The sequence below is a fragment of the Mesorhizobium sp. B2-3-13 genome, from assembly GCF_006442195.1.
GTDB classification, from domain to species: domain Bacteria; phylum Pseudomonadota; class Alphaproteobacteria; order Rhizobiales; family Rhizobiaceae; genus Mesorhizobium; species Mesorhizobium salmacidum.
In genome coordinates, this window is sequence record NZ_VFVQ01000003.1 from 45,365 (window position 1) to 59,959 (window position 14,595).

A 14,595-nucleotide genomic window follows, 5' to 3' on the forward strand; every position below is an offset into this window, starting at 1 on the left:
CGCGCCGGCCAGGGGTGCGGTTTCGGGACAGGTGGCATCGACGCTTTGTAAACCGTATCCGCAGGTTGGGTCGAGAGATCGCCTGAAAACCATGTCCGAGGGCTGCCGCTGACCTAGGATGCGGCGCAACCGCCGATGCTTGAGAGGCCCCCGCCCGATATGCTGGATTTCAGTTCGCTCCTGCTCGCAGCCGCGCTGTCGGGCGTCTGTCTCAGTGTCACCATGTTAGCGATCTGGGCCACCGCGCCGCAGGCCAGATTCGTGCTGACGGTGGCATGCGGCATTCTCGTGCTCGTCGCGCATGTGATCCTGTTCTGGCATTATACCAGGGAGCCAGATCCGCTGCTTTGCCAGGTCGCGCTGGCGCTGCTCAGCCTGGGTTTTCTGATTATCTGCATTTCGGCCATGCAATATCTCGGTGTGCCGGACCACAGGCGTGCGATTGCTCCGACATTTGCCGCCATGGCTATCTGTGCGGCCGTGACCTTCATGGGCCTTGACGGTATCGGTTTCGTGATCACCTACGCGACGGTTACCGCGCTGCTCTCGACGATCGGAGCCATGTTCTGGATCAACGGCAGTCATGATCGCCGCATCTTGCTGGTGGTGTCATTCCTGAGCGGCACCTGTGCGCTGTCGTTTGCCCTCTGCGGCGTGGTTCTGATGACCAAAGGGCAGTGGACGCTCGGCGTCGCGCCCGACAATTGGGCCGAACGCCTCAACTCGGTCGTGGCGGTGGCCTGTATGACCGGCCTCGGCGCATTGACGCTTTCGCTCCATCATTTGCAGGCGCAGATCGAGCTCAAGGCCGAGACCATGACCGACCCGTTGACCGGACTGATGAACCGTCGCGGTCTGACGTCGCTTTATGGCGAGCGCACCTTCGGCCCGTTCATGGCGATCGTCATGTTTGACCTTGATCACTTTAAGCGGACGAACGACATCTATGGACATCCGGTCGGGGATCAGGTCCTTTGCCGCTTCGCCGCCGTCATCAGGAAATATGCCAGGACCGGGGTTGACGCCTTTCGCTTGGGCGGCGAGGAGTTCGCGATCGTCATGTCGAGGATGACGGAAGAGCGCGCCTATGATCTTGCCAGCAAGATCGGCGTCGCTTTCGGCACGGAAATCGTGCCCACCCCGCTCGGTCCCTTGCGCAGCACGGTCAGCGGCGGGATTGGATTCGGCGAAGCCGACGGCAGCACCCTCGACGAGGTGCTGGCCAGGGCCGACTCCATGCTCTATGCCGCCAAGCGTGCGGGGCGAAATTGCGTCATCAGCCGCAAAGGCAAGGCCGACCCGGTCAAATCGGCCTTGCGCTCCGCGTAGCTATTCGGCCGCACCCAGATAGTCCGACAGCGGCGGGCAGGAGCAGACCAGGTTGCGGTCTCCCGCGACATTGTCGATGCGCGATACCGGCGGCCAGTACTTTGCCGCTGTGTCGGCGTCGCCGGCGGGATAGGCCGCCTCGAGGCGCGAGTAAGGGTGGTTCCATTGACCGGCCAGCGCCTCAGCCGATGTATGCGGGGCGTTGACCAGCGGATTATCGGCCAAAGGCCATTCGCCTTTGGCCACTTTCGCCGCCTCGCCGGCAATGGCGATCATGGCCTCGCAGAAGCGGTCCAACTCGCGCTTGGGCTCGGACTCGGTCGGTTCGACCATAAGCGTGCCGGCGACCGGAAACGACATGGTCGGCGCGTGGAAACCATAGTCGATCAGGCGCTTGGCGATGTCCTCGACGCTGATGCCGGCGCTCTCCTTGAGCACGCGGGTATCGAGAATGCATTCATGGGCGACACGATCGCTCCTGCCCTTGTAAAGCAGCGGGAAGTGCGGCGCGAGCCGCGTCGCGACGTAATTGGCGGACACGATCGCCGTCTCGGTCGCCTGCTTCAGGCCGGAAGCGCCCATCATGCGGATGTACATCCAGGTGATCGGCAGGATGGAAGCGCTGCCGAAGGGAGCGGCTGCCACGGCATGCGCCGAGCCTTCGGTGACATGGCCGGGCAGATGGGGTTTCAGATGCGCCCTGACGCCGATCGGACCAACGCCCGGTCCGCCGCCGCCATGCGGGATGCAGAAGGTCTTGTGCAGGTTCATGTGGCAAACGTCGGCGCCGATGTCGCCGGGACGGGCAAGTCCGACCAAGGCATTGAGGTTGGCGCCGTCGAAATAGACCTGGCCGCCATGCTCATGGATGAGCGCGCAGAGGTGGCGCGCGCCTTCCTCGTAGACCCCATGCGTGGATGGATAGGTGAACATCAGCGCCGCGAGATTCCTGGAATGCTCGTTGGCCTTGGCGCGCATATCGTCCATGTCGATGTTGCCGTCTTCCAGGCAGCGCACGACGACGACGCTCATGCCGGCCATCGCGGCACTCGCCGGATTGGTGCCATGTGCGGAGGAGGGGATCAGGCAGACGGTGCGATGACCCTCACCGCGCGAGCGGTGATAGGCGCGGATGGCGAGCAGCCCGGCATATTCGCCCTGGCTGCCGGCATTGGGCTGCAACGTCACGGCGTCGAAGCCGGTGATCTCCGACAGCCAGCCCTCCAGTTCGCCGATCATGGCGCGGTAGCCGGCCGAATGCGCTGATGGCGCGAAGGGATGCAAATTGGCGATTTCCGGCCAGCTCACCGGCATCATTTCCGCCGCGGCGTTGAGCTTCATGGTGCACGAGCCCAGCGGGATCATGGCGCGGTCGAGCGCCAGGTCCTTGTCGGCCAGCCGGCGCAGGAAACGCATCATCTCGGTTTCCGACTTGTTCTCATGGAAGACCGGCTGGGTCAAAAACTCCTTGCCGCGCGGCTTGCCGGGCACCGTGCTGTCGGCGGAAGAAGCAGCCTTGGCGTCGAACAGAGCCGCGATCGCATCGAGGTCGGCATCGGTCGAGGTCTCGTCGAAACTGATGCCGACCTGGTCGGCGTCGAGCACACGCAGCAGCCGGCCGGTCTTTTCGGCGGCGGCAGCGATCCGGGGGGCCTTGCCTTTGACCTCCACCGTCACCGTATCGAAACGGCTGGAGCCGAGCACCGATACACCCGCGGCCTTGAGGCCGCTCGCCAGGCGATTGGCCAGCGCATGGATGCGCCCGGCGATCGCCTGCAGGCCCGCCGGGCCATGCCAGATGGCGTATGCGGTCGCCATATTGGCAAGCAGCGCTTGCGCGGTGCAGATGTTGGACGTCGCCTTGTCGCGGCGGATGTGCTGTTCGCGTGTCTGCAAGGCGAGGCGATAACCGGGACGGCCCTTGCTGTCGGTCGACTGACCGACCAGGCGGCCGGGCATCAGCCGTGTCAGCTTGTCGGAGACGGCGCAATAGGCGGCGTGTGGGCCGCCAAAGCCCATCGGCACGCCGAAGCGCTGCATCGGGCCGACGGCAATGTCGGCGCCGAGTTTCGCCGGCGCGTCGGTCAGCGTCAGGCCAAGCGGGTCGGCGATGAAGACGATAATGGCGCCGGTGGCGCGCGCTTTTTCGATCGCCGCCTTGTGGTCGCCATAGACGCCAAAAGTGTCCGGCCAGGAGACGAGCAGGGCTGCGGTGTTGTCGTCGATCGTCTCGCCGTCGATCTCGATGCCGAGCGGCTCGGCGCGGGTGCGCACCACATCCAGCGTCTGCGGGTGCGGCGTGCCGGCGAGTGCCACCTTGGTGCGCTTGTCGCGGTGATGGCGTAGCGCGATGCCGACCGCTTCGGCGACCGCTGTCGCCTCGTCGAGCAATGAAGCCGATGCCACCGGCAGGCCGGTCAGTTCCGTGACCAGCGTCTGGAAATTGAACAGCATTTCGAGCCGGCCCTGGCTGATCTCGGCTTGGTAGGGCGTGTAGGCGGTGTACCAGGCCGGATTCTCGAACAGATTGCGCTGGATGACCGGCGGCACGTGGACGCCATGGTAACCGGCACCGATAAAACTCTTCAGCACGGTATTCCTTGCCATGATCGTCGACAATTCGGCGAGCGCTTCGGCTTCGCTGGCCGGCTCCGGCAGGGCCAGCGGCTGGTCGAGGCGGATCGATCTCGGCACGGCCTGGCTGATCAGCGTCTCGACCGAGGTAACACCGAGGACGGCGAGCATGGCTCTGACGTCGGCAAGGCCGGGCCCGATGTGGCGGGCCGAGAAGGGGTAGGGTGCTGCGGTCATGTCAGTAAATTCCTGATGTCAGGCGATATGGGCTTTGTAGGCGGTCTCATCCATGAGGCTGGCGAGCTGGCTTTCGTCGGCGAGCTTCATCTTCCACAGCCAACCGGCGCCGGTTGCCGCCGAGTTGACCAGCGATGGGTCGGACGACAGCGTGCCGTTGGCCTCGGTGATCTCGCCATCGACCGGCGCGTAGACGTCGGAGGCCGCCTTGACGGATTCGACCACGACGGCGGTATCGCCCTTGGCGAGCTTCTTTCCCGTTTCCGGCAGTTCCACGAAGACGAGATCGCCGAGCTGCTCCTGCGCGTAATCGGTGATGCCGACCGTGGCGATGCCGCCCTCGACGCTGAGCCATTCGTGATCGGCGGTGAAATAGATCTTTGCCATGGGTCTATCCTTTGCGGTAGCGATGAGGAGTGAAGGGCAGGGAACTGACGTCGATCGGGATCTTCGTGCCGCGCACGTCGGCGAAGACCCGCGTTCCGGGCTTGGCCAGCGGGGTGGCGACATAGCCCATGGCGACCGGATGGCCGGCCGAGGGGCCGAAGCCGCCCGATGTGACATGGCCGACGGGGTTGCCGTCGGTGTCAAACAGAGAAGCGCCGGCACGCACCGGCTGGCGACCCTGCGGTTTCAGCCCGACGCGCTTTTGCGCCGGGCCTCGTTCCACGACGGCGCGCAAGGCATCGGCGCCGATGAAGGTGCCTGAGGCTCGGATCTCTTTCGGGATTGCCCACATAAGCGCCGCCGCGGCCGGGTCGGTTTCCGGCGTGATGTCTTGACCGTGCAGGCAGAGGCCTGCCTCCAGCCGCAGGCTGTCGCGCGCGGCAAGGCCGATCCAGAGCACACGCTCGTCCTCGAGCAGCTTGGCGACGAGTTCTCTTGCATCGGCCTCCGGCAGGCCGATCTCGAAACCGTCTTCGCCGGTGTAACCGGACCGGCTCATGAACCAGTTCTTTCGCGGCTCGATGCCGTGCATGAACAGCAGCGAGCCCGTCTCAAGGCCGGCGCGGGAAAGTGCCGCCCACGCTTCCGGACCCTGGATGGCCAGGAAGACGCGGTCGAGTGGTTCGAACTTGACGTCGAAATCGGTGGCCAGCGCGCGCAAATGCTTTTCGTCGGCGACGGCGTTGCCGGCGTTGGCGACCACCAGGAACCTCGTATCGCCGAGCCGGGTGACGATCAGATCATCCAGAATGCCGCCCACCTCATTGAGGAAGAAGGTCAGCTTGGATTGCGAAATTTCGAGCGCGCCGGCGTCTAGCGGGCAGGCGCGGTCGAGCAGCGCGACGGCGTCTGGCCCGTTGAGCTCGAACAGCTTCATGTGCGAGATGTCGAACAGGCCCGCATGTTCGCGGGTGTGAAGATGCTCCTTCATGACGCCGGCCGGATAGGTCAGCGGCATCGACCAGCCGGCAAAGGCGCCGAAGCGCGCACCGGCCGCTGCATGGATATCTTCGAGGGGAAGGTGTCTATCGTCGCCCGTCATGTTCTCTCCAGAGTCGCACGCAATCGGCCGCGAATGGCGACCAGTCCGTGCCCCTCTGTCTGAAGCCTGAGAGACTCGCGCAGCCGGAACTCTGTCAGCGGCGCTTACACCTTCGGCGCGGGGGCAAGCCCCGACTTTCCAGAGTGTCTTTCCCGTCTACGGTTCTTTTGCCTGAGAGATTTCGGGCGATTTCCCCTTCGGCGGCAGCTCTCGCTGCTCTCTCCCGCAAACAGGTAGGACTCAAACCCTGAGCCCTCGACGCGCCATCCATAGCCCGTCGGCGACACCTTGTCACCTCCCAGCGACATCGTTCTGACAAGTCTTCGCTAACCACGCCGTTTGCCGGTTTTTCAAGATACTCCTGATATAGCAGGCCAATGTGACGCGTTGGGGCGGACGGGGACGACAGATGGGCGAATTGATCATGAGCGCTGCGGTGGCGGGGCTGATTTCGAAGAACCGCATCGCTTCAGAGGATGTCGTAATGCTGCGCCGCGACGTGTTCGCCGACGGGGTGGTGACCCGGGGCGAAGCCGACGCGTTGTTCGCGCTCGACCAGACGGCGCGGGACAAATGCGCTGAATGGGCACCGTTCTTCGTCGAGGCGGTCACCGACTACATCGTCCACCAGGAAAAGCCCTCGGGCTACATTTCGCAGGAGAATGCCGACTGGCTGGTCCGCACGATTTCGCGCGACGGCTTGGTCGACAGCCGGACCGAACTCGAATTGCTGGTCCATGTGCTGGAAGAGGCGAAATCCTCGCCGAGCCGGCTTTGCGTCTACGCGCTGGAGCAGGTCGCCCACGCCGTCGTCGACGGCAAGGGACCGCTGATGCTCGGCGGTGCACTGGTGCCCGGGTTGATCGCCAGGGCCGAAGTCGAGCTTCTGCGCCGTATCCTCCATGCCCATGGCGGCGACGGCAACATCGCCATCACCCGGGCCGAGGCCGAGGTGCTGTTCAGGATCAACGAGCGGACGGCCCAGGCCAACAACGATCCGTCCTGGAACGACCTGTTCGTCAAGGCGATCGCCAATTTCGTCATGTGCTCGGCCGGTTACGAGGCGCCTACCCGCGAGGTGGCGCTGCGCCAGGAAACCTTCCTCGATCATGCCGATCCGGAAATCGGCGGTTTTTTCAGCCGCATGGTCTCCGGCGGCCTTGCCGGCATCATAGAGGCCTATCGCTCTCCTGATGACGTAGAGACCGAATGGGAAGCCAAGAACAGGGCAGCCGAGGCGCTGGCCCGTCGGGCCGAGACGATCGATGCCGGTGAAGCCGGATGGCTAATCGAGCATATCGGGGCGGACCGGCCTTTGTACGAGAATGAGCGCGCGTTGCTGACCCTGATCAAGCATGCCTCGCCGGAAATCCATCCGGCGCTGAAGCCGTTGCTCGACAAGGTAGCCTAAGCCGCACCGTCCGCTGCTATCGTTCTGCAAAGAATGATATTGAAATGGCCTTCGGGCCATCCCGCCAGTTCGGCCATCCGCTTGAAGCCAGCCTTTTCATAGAGGCCTGGTGCCTGGAAGTCGTGGCTGGAGACCCAGATCTTCTTGACACCGCGATCCGCGGCCTCGGCGACAAAAGCGTTGAGCAGTCGTCTTGCGTAGCCGCGACCGCGGTGAGCCTCGTCAATCCACATCAACGTGAGCTCGGACGCGCCCGCCCAGGAATAGCCGGCGGCAACTCCGATCGCGTGTCCCGCATCATCGCGGATGACAAAGGTCAGCCTTCGGTCATCGTCGCGGTCCGTTACACGCCGATTGTCGCGATGGAGACGTTCCTCGAGCGAACTCAATTCGACGGGCGACAGGTCCTGCTCGGCCTGTATGCGGGGACCATCAGATGCCGCCATACCAGTCGTAGCCATTGTCCTCCCAATAGCCGCCGCGGCCACCGCCGACATTGGCGAAGCCGTCGACCAGTTCGATCTTGTAGAGATATTTCGGCATCTTGTAGCCGAGCTGGCGCTCGACGCGGACACGCAGCGGCGCGCCGTTCTCGACCGGCAGCGGCTTGCCGTTCACGCCATAGGCGAGGATCGTTTGGGGATGGCGAGCGTCGATCAGGTCGATGGTGCCGTAGTATTTGATGTCGCCCGACAGGCTGCGGTCGATCGTGTCGAGGCAATGGAACATGACATAGCGCGCCTGCGGCTTGACCACCGCCTGGTCGAGCACCAGCGCCAGCGGCGTGCCGGTCCACTTGGCGATGCAACTCCAGCCTTCGACGCAGTCGTGACGGGTGATCTGGGTGCGGCTCGGCATGTTCATCAGTTGCTCGCGGGTAAGCGACAGCGGCTTTTCCACGAGGCCTGAAACCTCCAGACGCCAGTCGGAGAAGTTGTTGGCGAGCAGGTTCTTGTAGGTGTCGTCATCGGGCGCGGTCACGCCGTTCGGCCGTTGCGGCTGGCGGATATCTGCCTCGGTGAATTCCGGCGCCAGCGAATTGCCGCCGCCGAGCAACCGCTGTGCCCTGTGGGTCAGGCCGTTGGCATTTTCGAGGAAACTGCGCAGGCCGCTGCCGATGCTGAGCTGACTGTCGAAGGCGTCACAGCCCGACAGCATGACGCCGGAAGCGCCTAGGCTGGCTGCGGTCAGGAATTTCCGGCGGCTGATCTGAAATTTCGTCATTTCAGGCACTCCTCTCGGGCGTTTTGTCGTCATGCACGGGAGGATCGGTGCGGTACCAGCCGGTGATGATCGAACGCAGTTCGTTGATTGGCCCGGCGGCCACAATCATCAGGATGTGAATGATGAAGAAGGCGACCAGCAGAACCATGACGGTGAAATGGATGGTGCGGGCGGTCTGCCGTCCGCCGAGCAATTCATTGAGGAACGGCAGCACCGAATTCATGCTCGGCGACATGGCGAGGCCGGTGATGATCATCAGCGGCAAGAGCACGAACAGAACGCCGCCATAGGCCATTTTCTGCAGCGTGTTGTATTCGCGCGTGTGGTGGAATTTCAGCCTGGCGTGATTGGCGATGTCCCGCGGCAAGCGTTTGAGGTCATCCAGGCGCGGCGCCAGATCGCGGCGGATGTGGCCGTTGATCAGGCTGGCGACCAGCCAGACGATCAATGTCGTCGTCAGTATCCAGGCAAAGAAGAAATGGATGACGCGGGCGGTGCCGAGATCATAGTAGGAGGGGATCGTCGCCCAGGATGGGAAACCGCGCGCCGTCTCGTTAGCTGCCGGACCCGACCAGCCGAGTACGCCTGTCGTGTCGAAACGGTGCCCGAAGATTTCGGTGTAACCGCGCGGCCCGGCATTGGTGTTTTCGGCGCCTATAGCGAAAACGGTGTTGTTGTAGGCGAAGCCGGATTGCTTGCCGATGTAGAGCTGAGGCCGGGCATTGAAAATCTGCAGGCCGGAAAGAAGCATGAAAAACAAGGAGATGGCCCAGAGCCAGTGTGTCAGCCGCGTCCAGCTCGACTGCCGGTAGATCAATGGTTTCTCTTTTGAAGCGGGGAGACCCGGTCCAATTTCGGATTGGCTTCTGGCAACCGATTCCATCTTGTCTGGTCTCCCTGCCTCGCGGCTTGTCCTACGTGTTCATTGTCCTCCTGATACGTCGCGATCCAAACCGATGTTTCATCCGATCACGGATTTATTATGGACGGACCGCCCAGGCTGACGGCGAGATTGACGGCCGCGGCGACGATGACCGTGTTGAAGAAGAACGACAGGATCGAGTGGACAAGCACGACACAACGCATATGCGTCGTCGAGATGTTGGTATCGGCGGTCTGTGCCGTCATGCCGATGACGGTCGAGAAGTAGAGGAAATCCCAGCCCTCCGGGCGTCTGTCGCCCGGGAACAGCAGGCCACCGACCGGGATCTTCTTGTTGGTGCCGATGTCGACCGCGTCGCCGTCCATCCAGTAGACATGGGCATAATGGAGCGCCGCCATGGCATGGATGGTAAACCAGCCGAGCGGGATCGACAGCAGTGCGAAGCCGAGTTCGATCGGGTGATCCCCATCCTTCCGATTGATCAGCAGGAACAGCGAGATAAGCGCAACGCCGACAACAGTGAGGGTCACCGCGAAGATGACCAGAACCGGCTGGTCGGTGGCGCGTGCGTTCTTGCTGAGATATTTGCCGGTGAACTTGGGCATCTGACTGACGACAAGAACGACGTAAGCAGCAAAAAATGCGTTGGCGCCGATCGAATAGGCGAGCGGGGCGTGCAGCAGCAACGCCATAAGCAGCGCAAACGCACCGATACAGGCCGACACCGCGAACAGCATATGGCGCTGCATCGGTTTCTCGATCGGGGTTTCGGCGGCCATGGCGGTCTCCACCTGGATGGCGCGTGGTTGCTACTCCGGTGTGACGGATTTCAGCGCCCGCCGCAAGATACGGTCGAGTTCGCCGAGAAACCGGGAGCGATCCTGCGGCGCGAAGCTGGCATTGTAGCCCTTGCTCTCGCCAGTCTCGCGCAGGTGCTGCTTGAGGTCGCGCATCGCCACCGCCATGCCGATCGTCTCGGGCGTGAATGGCCGCCCGGTCGGTCCCAGCACATGGGCGCCGAGCGCCACCGTACGTGCGGCAAGCGGAATGTCCGCCGTCACCACGATGTCGTTGGGCTTGGCGTTCTCGACGATCCAGTCATCGGCGGCGTCGGCGCTCTTGGAGACCACGACATTGCGGATCATCGGGTCGCGCGACGGACGCAGGCCCCCATTGGAGACGTAAGTGACGACGACGCCAAGGCGTTCGGCGACCTTTTCTACCTCGGCCTTGACCGGGCAAGCGTCGGCGTCGACGTAGATGGCGGGTGAGGGCATTGTCTCTCCAGAAACGAGCAGGGGCCGGAAATGTATCCGGCCCCTGCCTGAAAATCTTTGGTGATCAGGCCGGCAAGGCGCCGGACTTCTTCGCCGTCCAGGTGGCAATGTAATCCATCAGGCCAGGGTTGAGGCAATCGTAAGGCTCCAGGCCGATTGTCTTCAGCCTGCCGCGAATGCCGTCCATGCGGCTCGGGTCGACACCCGATTCGATGATCGACGAGACAAAGGCGGTGAAGCCTGGAGGCGACCAGCCGTCTTCCTCGAAGCGCTCGGGGTGAATGAAGGACAGGCCCTTGAACGGATGATCGCGCTCGACCGGTCCATGCATGTGGACGCCGCATTGGGTGCAGGCATGACGCTGGATCAGCGCTGAGGGGTCGACCACCTTCAGCTTGTCGCCGTTCTCGGTGACCGTGACATCGCCGGTACCGGCAACCGCTACCACCGAGAACATAGCGCCTTCGGGCTTCCAGCATTTGGTGCAGCCGCAGGCGTGGTTGTGGGCGATCTGGCCCTTGACCTTCACCTTGACCGGCTTGCTGGTGCAGGCGCAGACCAGCGTGCCGCCGGCAAAGCTCGCGCTTTCCCTGGGCAGCCCATTGTCGATTTTCGGATGCAGTTTTTCCGCCATTTTTCTTTCCTCCCATGTTTCACCACAGGGGTCGCTGGCCGGATGGCCGGCGGCGTGTGGCTGTCTTTTAGTAAACCACGACACTCCTGATCGACTTGCCCTCATGCATGAGGTCGAATCCCTTGTTGATGTCCTCGAGCTTCAGCGTGTGGGTGATCATCGGGTCGATCTGGATCTTGCCGTCCATGTACCAGTCGACGATCTTCGGCACGTCGGTGCGGCCGCGCGCGCCGCCGAAGGCGGTGCCCATCCAGCTGCGGCCGGTGACCAGCTGGAACGGCCGGGTCGAAATCTCCTGGCCGGCGCCGGCGACGCCGATGACGACCGACTTGCCCCAGCCGCGATGCGAGGCTTCCAGCGCCTGGCGCATCACCTTGGTGTTGCCGGTGCAGTCGAATGTGTAGTCGGCGCCGCCGATCTGGTCGGCACCCCGCTTGGTCATGTTGACGAGGTGAGGGACGATGTCGCCGTCGATCTCCTTCGGATTGACAAAATGCGTCATTCCGAATCGCTCGCCCCAGGCCTTCTTGTCGTTGTTCAAATCGACACCGATGATCATATCGGCGCCGGCAAGCTTCAGGCCCTGGATGACATTGAGGCCGATACCGCCGAGGCCGAAGACCACTGATGTCGCACCTTGCTCTACCTTGGCGGTGTTGATGACCGCACCGATGCCGGTGGTCACGCCGCAGCCGATGTAGCAGATCTTGTCGAAAGGGGCGTCCGGATTGACCTTCGCGACCGCGATCTCCGGCAGCACGGTGAAGTTGGAGAAGGTCGAGCAGCCCATGTAATGAAAGATCTTGTCCTTGCCGATCGAGAAGCGCGACGAGCCGTCCGGCATCAGGCCCTGGCCTTGCGTGGCACGGATAGCGGTGCACAAATTGGTCTTGCGCGACAGGCAGGACGGACACTGCCGGCATTCCGGCGTGTAGAGCGGGATGACGTGGTCGCCCTTCTTGACCGAGGTGACGCCCTTGCCGACATCGACCACGACGCCGGCGCCTTCATGGCCGAGAATGGCCGGGAAGATGCCTTCGGGGTCGGCGCCTGACAGCGTGAACTCGTCGGTGTGGCAGATGCCGGTCGCCTTGATTTCGACCAGCACCTCGCCCTCGCGCGGGCCGTCGAGGTCGACCTCCATGATCTCCAGCGGCTTTCCGGCGGCGACAGCAACAGCGGCGCGGGTTTTCATCGGGCATTCCTCCAAAGGCGGTTTTTGCGCAGGCTTTCAGGTTTTGGCCCGCTCTTCAACAGTCAGATGAGACGAAATCGCGGCTTTGTTGGCGCAGATAGCACACCGCTCGACAACCAGCCCGGCTCGGCAGGGAGCGCGACGGCGCGTCGGGAGGGGCGCCCGTCATGTCGTCCACCGCGGTACTTGAGACCTGGCGACATAGTCCATAGAACTGAACCGTCTGCCGGAGGGGAATTCTACCCGCATGTTCACCAAGATCCTGATCGCCAATCGTGGCGAGATCGCCTGCCGCGTCATCAGGACGGCGCGCAAGATGGGCATCGCCACGGTCGCCGTCTATTCCGATGCCGATCGCGATGCCGTGCATGTCGAAATGGCCGACGAGGCGGTGCATATCGGGCCGTCGCCCGCCGCGCAGAGTTATCTCGTTCCTGAAAGGATCATCGCCGCCTGCAAGGCGACCGGCGCCCAGGCCGTGCATCCGGGCTATGGCTTCCTGTCCGAGCGAGCCGCGTTCTGCGAAGCACTGGAAGCGGAAGGCGTCGTCTTCATCGGCCCGAAGCCCAAGGCGATCAAGGCGATGGGCGACAAGATCGAATCGAAGAAGTTCGCCAACGCCGCTGAGGTTTCGACGGTTCCGGGCTGGCTTGGCGTCATCGAAAATGCCGACCATGCCGAAAAGATCGCCGGCGAAATCGGCTATCCCGTGATGATCAAGGCCTCGGCCGGTGGTGGCGGCAAAGGCATGCGCATCGCCTGGGATAGGTCGGAAGTGCGCGACGGGTTTGACCGGGCGCGCTCGGAAGCCAAGAGTTCCTTCGGCGACGATCGCGTCTTCATCGAAAAGTTCGTCGTCGACCCGCGTCATATCGAGATCCAGGTGCTGGCCGACGCGCACGGCAATGCGCTCTATCTCGGCGAACGCGAATGCTCGATCCAGCGCCGCAACCAGAAGGTGGCGGAAGAGGCGCCGTCGCCATTCCTCGATGCCAAGACGCGCAAGGCGATGGGCGAGCAGTCGGTGGCGCTGGCCAGGGCCGTCGATTACCAGAGCGCCGGCACCGTCGAATTCATCGTGGACAAGGACAAGAACTTCTATTTCCTTGAAATGAATACACGATTGCAGGTCGAACATCCGGTGACCGAGCTCGTCACCGGCATCGATCTGGTCGAGCAGATGATCCGCGTCGCCGCCGGCGAGAAACTCGCCATCAAGCAGAGCGACGTGAAGCTGAATGGTTGGGCGGTGGAAAGCCGGCTCTACGCCGAGGATCCCTATCGCAATTTCCTGCCGTCGATCGGCCGGCTGACGCGCTACCGGCCGCCGGAGGAAGGACAGTTCGGCGACATCGTCATCCGCAACGACACCGGTGTCACCGAAGGCTCGGAAATCTCGATGTTCTACGATCCGATGCTCGCCAAGCTGTGCACCTGGGCGCCGACGCGGCTCGAGGCCATAGATGCCATGTCGGAAGCGCTGGACAGCTTTGTCGTCGACGGCATCGAGCACAACATACCGTTCCTGGCGGCTCTGATGCAGCATCCGCGCTGGCGGCAAGGGGAGATATCGACCGGCTTCATCGCGGAGGAATATCCCGACGGTTTTGCCCCCGTCGTGCCGAACAGCGAGGAACGGGCCGTTCTGGCATCGATCGTCACCGCGGTGGAACTGCTGCGCCGCGACCGTCTCGACCGGCTGGGCGGGCGGCTGGCGCCGCATTCGGGAGCGCTCAAGCGCGATTGGGTGGTGAAGATCGGCGAAGATTATCTGCCGGTTTCTATCATTGAAGGCATGATTTCCATCCCGATGGAAATCGACCTGTCCATCGATGGCTGCAAGGCACTGACCGTTTCGTCCGACTGGCGGCCGGGTGACCTCATCTGGCGCGGCACGGTCGGCAAGCGCAGGGTTGCGGCCCAGATCCGGCCTGTCGCCAATGGCCTTCGCATCGCCTGGAAAGGCATGTCGGTGACCGCGCGCGCCATGCTGCCGCGCACCGCCGAATTGGAACGGCTGATGCCGGACAAAGTGGCGCCGGATACGTCGAAACTTCTGCTCTGCCCGATGCCGGGGCTTGTCGTGTCGATAGCCGTTGCCGAAGGCCAGGAGGTCAAGGCCGGCGAGACCTTGGCCGTGGTCGAGGCAATGAAGATGGAAAACGTGCTGCGCGCCGAGCGCGATCTGGTCGTGGCGAAACTCAACGCCAAGCCTGGCGATAGCCTGGCTGTCGACGCTGTGATCATGGAGTTCGCCTGAGCGGCTGGAAGCCTGTGGTCAGTAGTCGTTTGTGCTGGACTGGTATCGCCCGGTCCCGGACGATATATCTCCATCGACTCAA

General features: G+C 63.1%; 13 protein-coding genes and 1 riboswitch. Of the genes, 3 read left to right on the top strand and 10 right to left on the bottom strand.

The genetic code is table 11. From position 1 onward, the window contains the following. The first annotated feature begins 135 nt into the window (after window positions 1-135). Window positions 136-1,329: a GGDEF domain-containing protein gene (locus FJ941_RS04910; protein WP_246673693.1), complete on the top strand. Its 1,194-nt coding sequence runs from the start codon at window positions 136-138 to the stop codon at window positions 1,327-1,329. Here the strand turns inward: FJ941_RS04910 and gcvP are convergent, their stop codons facing one another. From gcvP to gcvT, 3 genes are read right to left on the bottom strand one after another with little or no spacing between them, the layout of a single operon-like run. Continuing rightward, entirely contained in the window at window positions 1,330-4,140 is a 2,811-nt protein-coding gene (gene gcvP / locus FJ941_RS04915) for an aminomethyl-transferring glycine dehydrogenase (RefSeq protein WP_140503552.1), read from the bottom strand. An 18-nt stretch (window positions 4,141-4,158) separates the two neighbouring features. After that, window positions 4,159-4,527, bottom strand: a complete 369-nt coding sequence (gene gcvH, locus FJ941_RS04920; protein WP_027145002.1) for a glycine cleavage system protein GcvH — start codon at window positions 4,525-4,527, stop codon at window positions 4,159-4,161. 4 nt (window positions 4,528-4,531) lie between these two features. Then, entirely contained in the window at window positions 4,532-5,629 is a 1,098-nt protein-coding gene (gene gcvT / locus FJ941_RS04925; RefSeq protein WP_140503554.1) for a glycine cleavage system aminomethyltransferase GcvT, read from the bottom strand. A 149-nt stretch (window positions 5,630-5,778) separates the two neighbouring features. Next, a riboswitch (glycine riboswitch) is annotated at window positions 5,779-5,865 on the bottom strand. 173 nt (window positions 5,866-6,038) lie between these two features. On the opposite strand from gcvT, the gene FJ941_RS04930 reads away from it, so the two are divergent. Next, window positions 6,039-7,040 (top strand): hypothetical protein, encoded by a 1,002-nt coding sequence (locus FJ941_RS04930; RefSeq protein ID WP_140503556.1) that lies wholly within the window; start codon window positions 6,039-6,041, stop codon window positions 7,038-7,040. Here FJ941_RS04930 and FJ941_RS04935 read toward each other — a convergent pair. From FJ941_RS04935 to FJ941_RS04965, 7 genes are all read right to left on the bottom strand, one after another. Continuing rightward, window positions 7,037-7,537, bottom strand: a complete 501-nt coding sequence (locus tag FJ941_RS04935; protein ID WP_246673694.1) for a GNAT family N-acetyltransferase — start codon at window positions 7,535-7,537, stop codon at window positions 7,037-7,039. The two genes, FJ941_RS04930 and FJ941_RS04935, sit on opposite strands and share 4 nt — an antisense overlap. Beyond that, window positions 7,473-8,264 carry a molybdopterin-binding protein gene (locus tag FJ941_RS04940; RefSeq protein WP_140503558.1) on the bottom strand — a complete coding sequence of 264 codons (792 nt, stop codon included), beginning with the start codon at window positions 8,262-8,264 and terminating at the stop codon, window positions 7,473-7,475. The genes FJ941_RS04935 and FJ941_RS04940 overlap by 65 nt, the downstream gene beginning before the upstream one ends. Before the next feature lies 1 nt (window position 8,265). After that, entirely contained in the window at window positions 8,266-9,147 is an 882-nt protein-coding gene (locus FJ941_RS04945; protein ID WP_140503560.1) for a cytochrome b/b6 domain-containing protein, read from the bottom strand. Window positions 9,148-9,233: 86 nt separating this feature from the next. Continuing rightward, window positions 9,234-9,926: a DUF1345 domain-containing protein gene (locus tag FJ941_RS04950; protein ID WP_140503561.1), complete on the bottom strand. Its 693-nt coding sequence runs from the start codon at window positions 9,924-9,926 to the stop codon at window positions 9,234-9,236. Window positions 9,927-9,956: 30 nt separating this feature from the next. Next, window positions 9,957-10,424: a YaiI/YqxD family protein gene (locus FJ941_RS04955; protein WP_140503563.1), complete on the bottom strand. Its 468-nt coding sequence runs from the start codon at window positions 10,422-10,424 to the stop codon at window positions 9,957-9,959. Window positions 10,425-10,488: 64 nt separating this feature from the next. Continuing rightward, window positions 10,489-11,058, bottom strand: coding sequence for an S-(hydroxymethyl)glutathione synthase (gfa, locus tag FJ941_RS04960; protein ID WP_140503565.1), 570 nt, complete (start codon window positions 11,056-11,058; stop codon window positions 10,489-10,491). A gap of 67 nt (window positions 11,059-11,125) precedes the next feature. Beyond that, window positions 11,126-12,253: an S-(hydroxymethyl)glutathione dehydrogenase/class III alcohol dehydrogenase gene (locus FJ941_RS04965; RefSeq protein ID WP_140503566.1), complete on the bottom strand. Its 1,128-nt coding sequence runs from the start codon at window positions 12,251-12,253 to the stop codon at window positions 11,126-11,128. 247 nt (window positions 12,254-12,500) lie between these two features. Between FJ941_RS04965 and FJ941_RS04970 the strand changes: the two genes are divergently transcribed. Continuing rightward, window positions 12,501-14,513: an acetyl/propionyl/methylcrotonyl-CoA carboxylase subunit alpha gene (locus FJ941_RS04970; protein ID WP_140503568.1), complete on the top strand. Its 2,013-nt coding sequence runs from the start codon at window positions 12,501-12,503 to the stop codon at window positions 14,511-14,513. Window positions 14,514-14,595: the final 82 nt, after the last annotated feature.

Coding starts and splice junctions, on each gene's coding strand:
- FJ941_RS04910 (WP_246673693.1), top strand. CDS start 136: ATGCTTGAGAGGCCCCCGCCCGATATGCTGGATTTCAGTTCGCTCCTG.
- gcvP (WP_140503552.1), bottom strand. CDS start 4,140: ATGACCGCAGCACCCTACCCCTTCTCGGCCCGCCACATCGGGCCCGGC.
- gcvH (WP_027145002.1), bottom strand. CDS start 4,527: ATGGCAAAGATCTATTTCACCGCCGATCACGAATGGCTCAGCGTCGAG.
- gcvT (WP_140503554.1), bottom strand. CDS start 5,629: ATGACGGGCGACGATAGACACCTTCCCCTCGAAGATATCCATGCAGCG.
- FJ941_RS04930 (WP_140503556.1), top strand. CDS start 6,039: ATGGGCGAATTGATCATGAGCGCTGCGGTGGCGGGGCTGATTTCGAAG.
- FJ941_RS04935 (WP_246673694.1), bottom strand. CDS start 7,537: ATGTCGGCGGTGGCCGCGGCGGCTATTGGGAGGACAATGGCTACGACT.
- FJ941_RS04940 (WP_140503558.1), bottom strand. CDS start 8,264: ATGACGAAATTTCAGATCAGCCGCCGGAAATTCCTGACCGCAGCCAGC.
- FJ941_RS04945 (WP_140503560.1), bottom strand. CDS start 9,147: ATGGAATCGGTTGCCAGAAGCCAATCCGAAATTGGACCGGGTCTCCCC.
- FJ941_RS04950 (WP_140503561.1), bottom strand. CDS start 9,926: ATGGCCGCCGAAACCCCGATCGAGAAACCGATGCAGCGCCATATGCTG.
- FJ941_RS04955 (WP_140503563.1), bottom strand. CDS start 10,424: ATGCCCTCACCCGCCATCTACGTCGACGCCGACGCTTGCCCGGTCAAG.
- gfa (WP_140503565.1), bottom strand. CDS start 11,058: ATGGCGGAAAAACTGCATCCGAAAATCGACAATGGGCTGCCCAGGGAA.
- FJ941_RS04965 (WP_140503566.1), bottom strand. CDS start 12,253: ATGAAAACCCGCGCCGCTGTTGCTGTCGCCGCCGGAAAGCCGCTGGAG.
- FJ941_RS04970 (WP_140503568.1), top strand. CDS start 12,501: ATGTTCACCAAGATCCTGATCGCCAATCGTGGCGAGATCGCCTGCCGC.